At 72.1% G+C, this 4,908-nt stretch carries 3 protein-coding genes and 2 tRNA genes; 2 read left to right on the top strand and 3 right to left on the bottom strand.

The annotated features are described in order from the left end of the window. Window positions 1–13: 13 nt before the first annotated feature. Together ACWGJO_RS41010 and ACWGJO_RS41005 are read right to left on the bottom strand one after the other, a co-directional pair. A tRNA-Lys gene (locus ACWGJO_RS41010) sits at window positions 14–87 on the bottom strand. 72 nt (window positions 88–159) lie between these two features. Beyond that, on the bottom strand, window positions 160–1,068 hold the full coding sequence (locus tag ACWGJO_RS41005) for an NADP-dependent oxidoreductase (protein WP_452190881.1): 909 nt from the start codon (window positions 1,066–1,068) through the stop codon (window positions 160–162). 159 nt (window positions 1,069–1,227) lie between these two features. Here ACWGJO_RS41005 and ACWGJO_RS41000 point away from each other — a divergent pair, with 159 nt between their 5' ends. Together ACWGJO_RS41000 and pgi are read left to right on the top strand one after the other, a co-directional pair. After that, window positions 1,228–2,811 (top strand): Na+/H+ antiporter, encoded by a 1,584-nt coding sequence (locus ACWGJO_RS41000; RefSeq protein WP_359901763.1) that lies wholly within the window; start codon window positions 1,228–1,230, stop codon window positions 2,809–2,811. Window positions 2,812–3,007: 196 nt separating this feature from the next. After that, window positions 3,008–4,669, top strand: coding sequence for a glucose-6-phosphate isomerase (gene pgi / locus ACWGJO_RS40995; RefSeq protein WP_452190880.1), 1,662 nt, complete (start codon window positions 3,008–3,010; stop codon window positions 4,667–4,669). A gap of 157 nt (window positions 4,670–4,826) precedes the next feature. On the opposite strand, the gene ACWGJO_RS40990 is transcribed toward pgi, so the two are convergent. Next, window positions 4,827–4,900: transfer RNA gene (locus ACWGJO_RS40990), tRNA-Lys, on the bottom strand. Between the last annotated feature and the right edge of the window lie 8 nt (window positions 4,901–4,908).

Raw genomic sequence — 4,908 nt, 5'->3', positions numbered from 1 at the left:
TTCCGGCTGTCTGTGCGCCGCCAGGGACTCGAACCCCGGACCCGCTGATTAAGAGTCAGCTGCTCTAACCAACTGAGCTAGCGGCGCCTGCTGACGTGGAGAACATTACCTGGTCAGCAGCCGAAACTCACAATCGGCCGGGAGCGGGGCCGGGAGCCCTCACATGGTCAGCACCACCTTGCCCCGGACGTGCCCGGCGCCGACCAGCTTGTGGGCCTGGGCGACCCGCTCGATCGGGAACGACTCCGCGATCTCCAGCCGCAGCCCGCCGGCCTCCCAGAGCTCGACCAGCTCGGCCAGCCGCCCGGCCGTCCGCTCGCCCCGCAGCCCCCGGACGCCCAGCCGCTCGGCACCGGGGTAGTCGACCACGGTGCCGATCCGGGTCCGGTCGGCGACCAGCTCGACGGAGGCCTCCAGAGCGCCCCGCCCGGCGGCGTCGAAGGCCGCGGTCACCCCCTGCGGTGCCACCGCCCGGACCCGCTCGACCAGCCCCTCGCCGTAGCTGACCGGCACCGCGCCCAGCTCCCGCAGGTAGCCGTGGTTGCGCTCGCTCGCGGTGCCGATCACCGTGGCGCCCCAGGCCCGGGCCAGCTGGACGGCGACCGTGCCGACCCCGCCCGCGGCGCCGTGCACCAGCAGGGTGTCGCCGGGGCCGACGCCGAGCCCGGTGAGCGCCACGTGCGCGGTCTGGCCGGAGGCGGAGAGGGAGCCGGCATGCTCCCACGGCATCCCGGCCGGCTTGGCCACCAGCCGGTCGGCGTCCACCGTGACCAGGTCGGCCTGGCCGCCCAGCACCCGGAAGCCCAGTACCTCGTCCCCGACCCGCCAGTGCCCGGCGTCCGGGCCGAGGGCGTCCACCACCCCGGCGAACTCGTTGCCGAGGACGAACGGCGGCTCGACCGCCAGTCCCGGCGGGCGGAACCCCTCGCGGATCGCGAGGTCCACCGGCTGCACGCCGGCGGCGTACACCCGTACCCGCACCTCGCCCGGCCCGGGCCGCGGGTCGGGCACCTCGGCGACCCGCAGGACCTCCGGACCGCCGTTCCCCGTCACGGTGACCGCTTTCATGCTGTTCCCGCCCCTTCTCGATCCCTCCGATGTCGACGATCATCCGACCTGAAGTGCGCTTGAGGTCAAGTCATTGTTCAGCGTGTCGACACCGATGGGCGCATTGTCAGATTTATCCTGGGCGGCGCTCAGCCGTCCGTCGTCGAGAGGAACCTCCCCGTGGGCCAGCTGCCCCTGTTCTTCCTGGTGCTGCTCGCCTCCGTGGTGACCATGCCGCTCGGTCGGAGGATCGGCGTGCCGCAACCGGTGCTGATGACCCTGCTCGGCATCGTCATGGCGCTGGTCCCGCAGATCCCGGACGTCACCATCGAGCCCGAGCTGATCCTTCCGCTGGTCCTGCCGCCGCTGATCTTCGCGGTGGCCCGGCGCTCCTCGGTGCGCTACTTCAAGGCCAACGCCCGCTCGATCCTGCTGCTGGCGGTCGCCCTGGTGGCGGTCACCACGGTCGCCGTGGCCGGCACCGTGCACTGGCTGCTGCCCACCCTGCCGCTGGCCGCCGCCATCGCGGTCGGCGCGCTGGTCTCCCCGCCCGACCCGGTCGCCGCCGTCGCGGTGGCCGGGAGCGTCGGGCTGCCCCGCCGCCTGGTGGCGATCCTGGAGAGCGAGGGGCTGTTCAACGACGTCACCGCGATCGTCATCTACTCGCTGTCCATCGAGGCCATGGTCAGCGGCGACTTCTCGGCCGGCGACGCGGTGCTGCGCTTCGTGCTGTCCGCGGTGCTGGCCGTGGTGGTCGGCGTCGCGCTCGGCTGGGTCAACACCAGGCTCGCCGAGCGCCTGGACGACCCGACCCAGCAGGTCGCGCTCAACCTGCTGGTGCCCTTCGCCGCCTACACCCTGGCCGAGGAGATCCACGGCTCCGGCGTGCTCGCCGTCGTGGTCTGCGCGCTCTACCTCGCCGAGCGGGCCTCCGACGCGGACGCCGTCTCCTACCGGCTGGTCGGCAACGCCTTCTGGGAAGTGGTCGAGATCCTGATCACCGGCGTCGCCTTCGGCCTGATCGGCCTGGAGCTGGCCACCGTGCTCAAGGAGGCCGGCCGCGGCTGGACCGGATTCCTCGGCGACGCCGCCGTGGTCATCGCGGTGGTCGTCCTGGTCCGGCTGCTCTGGCTGCTGCCGGCCGGCTGGCTGTCGAAGAAGCTGCGCTCCGGCGACGACGAGGACACGCCGTTCAGCTGGAAGGAGAGCGTGATCCTCTGGTGGTCCGGCATGCGCGGGGTGGCCACCGTCGCCCTGGCGCTCGCCATCCCGCTCACCCTGCACTCCGGCGAGAACTTCCCCGAGCGCGGCCGGCTGGTCTTCATCGCCTTCAGCGTGGTGCTCTTCACCCTGCTGGTGCAGGGCCTCACCCTGCCCTGGCTGGCCAAGCGGTTCGAGCTGGACATCGACCAGGACAAGCACGAGCAGGCCGTGCGCCAGCTCTGGTGGCGGGCCGCCAAGGCCGGGCTCAGCCGGCTCGGCGAGCTGGAGGAGCAGGACCGGCTGCCCGCCGAGGTCGCCGACCGCCTGCGGGACCGTCAGCACGACCGGCTGGCCCGGCTCTGCCCGGAGAACTACGCCGAGGAGGAGGCCGCCGAGGCCAAGCTGCGGATGGCCCAGTGGCGCGCCGCCCGGGACGTCGAGCAGGAGATGATCGCCGCCTCCCGCCGCGAGATGCTCGCCGCCCGCAGTGAGCTCGGCGCCGATCCGGAGCTGGTCGACCAGGTGCTGCGCGGACTCGACCTGCGCTCCGAACGGAAATGACGGGGTGTCCGCTCCCCGCGGGCGCACCGCCCGCGCCCGCGGGGCGGAATGTGCGCGACCGGCCCCGGGGTTGCATAGGCTGAACCCGGGCAGGCCGTCAACGGAGTCGGCGCACCACCAGTACCCGCACGACCTCGGCGAACCCTCACGCCTGGCCCTGCCGGTTTCTGCACCCAGATGAATCGAGGACCCACCGATGTCGGAGACCCGCGCCGACGCCCGCACCCCGCTGGACCGGACCCCGCAGTGGGCCGCCCTGGCCAAGCACCGGGCCGAGCTGGGCGACACCCACCTGCGTGAGCTGTTCGCCGCCGACCCCGAGCGCGGCCGCCGCCACACCCTCCGGGTCGGCGACCTGCACGTGGACTACGCCAAGCACCTGGTCACCGACGAGACGCTGGAGCTGCTGCGCGAGCTGGCCGCCGCCACCGGCGTCGCCGAGCTGCGGGACGCCATGTTCAGCGGCGAGAAGATCAACAACACCGAGCACCGCGCCGTCCTGCACACCGCGCTGCGCGCCCCGCGCGGCGCCGTGATCGAGGTCGACGGCGAGAACGTGGTGCCCGAGGTGCACGCCGTCCTCGACAGGATGGCCGCCTTCGCCGACCGGGTCCGCAGCGGCGAGTGGAAGGGCCACACCGGCAAGCCGATCCGCGCCGTCGTCAACATCGGCATCGGCGGCTCCGACCTCGGCCCGGCGATGGCCTACGAGGTGCTCCGCTCCTACGCCAAGCGCGACCTCGACGTCCGCTTCGTCTCCAACGTCGACGGCGCCGACCTGCACGAGGCGGTCCGCGACCTCGATCCGGCCGAGACGCTGTTCATCGTCGCCTCGAAGACCTTCACCACCATCGAGACCATCACCAACGCGGTCTCCGCCCGCAACTGGCTGCTCACCGGGCTGCGCGCCGACACCGACGCGGTGGCCAAGCACTTCGTCGCGCTGTCCACCAACGCCCGGGGCGTGCAGGACTTCGGCATCGACACCGCCAACATGTTCGAGTTCTGGGACTGGGTGGGCGGCCGCTACTCCTTCGACTCGGCGATCGGCCTGTCGCTGATGATCGCCATCGGCCCGGACGCCTTCCGCGAGATGCTGGACGGCTTCCACCTGGTCGACGAGCACTTCCGCACCGCCCCGCCCGAGCAGAACGTCCCGCTGCTGCTCGGCCTGCTCGGCGTCTGGTACGGCGCGTTCTTCGACGCCCAGGCGCACGCGGTGCTGCCCTACTCGCACTACCTGTCCAAGTTCACCGCCTACCTCCAGCAGCTGGACATGGAGTCCAACGGCAAGTCGGTGACCCGCGACGGCACCCCGGTGGACTGGCAGACCGGCCCGGTGGTCTGGGGCACCCCCGGCACCAACGGCCAGCACGCCTACTACCAGCTGCTGCACCAGGGCACCAAGGTCATCCCGGCCGACTTCATCGGCTTCGCCGAGCCGGTCGCCGACCTGCCCCCCGGCCTGGTCGCCCAGCACGACCTGCTGCTGGCCAACTTCTTCGCCCAGACCCAGGCGCTGGCCTTCGGCAAGACCCCGGAGGAGGTCGCGGCCGAGGGCGTGCCCGCCGAGCTCGTCCCGCACAAGACCTTCAAGGGCAATCACCCGACCACCACCATCCTGGCCGGCGAGCTGACCCCCTCGGTGCTCGGCCAGCTGGTCGCGCTCTACGAGCACAAGGTGTTCGTCCAGGGCGCGATCTGGAACATCGACTCCTTCGACCAGTGGGGCGTCGAGCTGGGCAAGGTACTCGCCAAGCGGATCGAGCCGGTGCTGCTCACCGGCGAGGGCGCCGAGCAGCTGGACAGCTCCACCGCTGAGCTGGTCGCCCGCTACCGCGCGCTGCGCGGCCGCTGAGCCCGGGTCGGGCCGTCCGCTCCGGCGCGGGCGGCCCGGTCGCCCGGGGCCTCGGGGCCCCGGGGCCTTCGGGCCTTTGGGTTTTCGGGCCTTTGGGTTTTCGGGCCGGAAACGCCGGAAGGCCCTTCGCTCTCGCGAAGGGCCTTCCGGCTGTCTGTGCGCCGCCAGGGACTCGAACCCCGGACCCGCTGATTAAGAGTCAGCTGCTCTAACCAACTGAGCTAGCGGCGCCTGCTGAC

The organism is Kitasatospora sp. NPDC054795 (assembly GCF_053611565.1).
The sequence above is the reverse complement of the archived record's forward strand: the minus strand, read 5'-3'. Positions and strand labels throughout refer to the sequence as shown.

Bases quoted from the DNA above. Each gene is read 5' to 3' on its own strand.
- ACWGJO_RS41005 (WP_452190881.1), bottom strand. From the start codon at position 1,068: ATGAAAGCGGTCACCGTGACGGGGAACGGCGGTCCGGAGGTCCTGCGG.
- pgi (WP_452190880.1), top strand. From the start codon at position 3,008: ATGTCGGAGACCCGCGCCGACGCCCGCACCCCGCTGGACCGGACCCCG.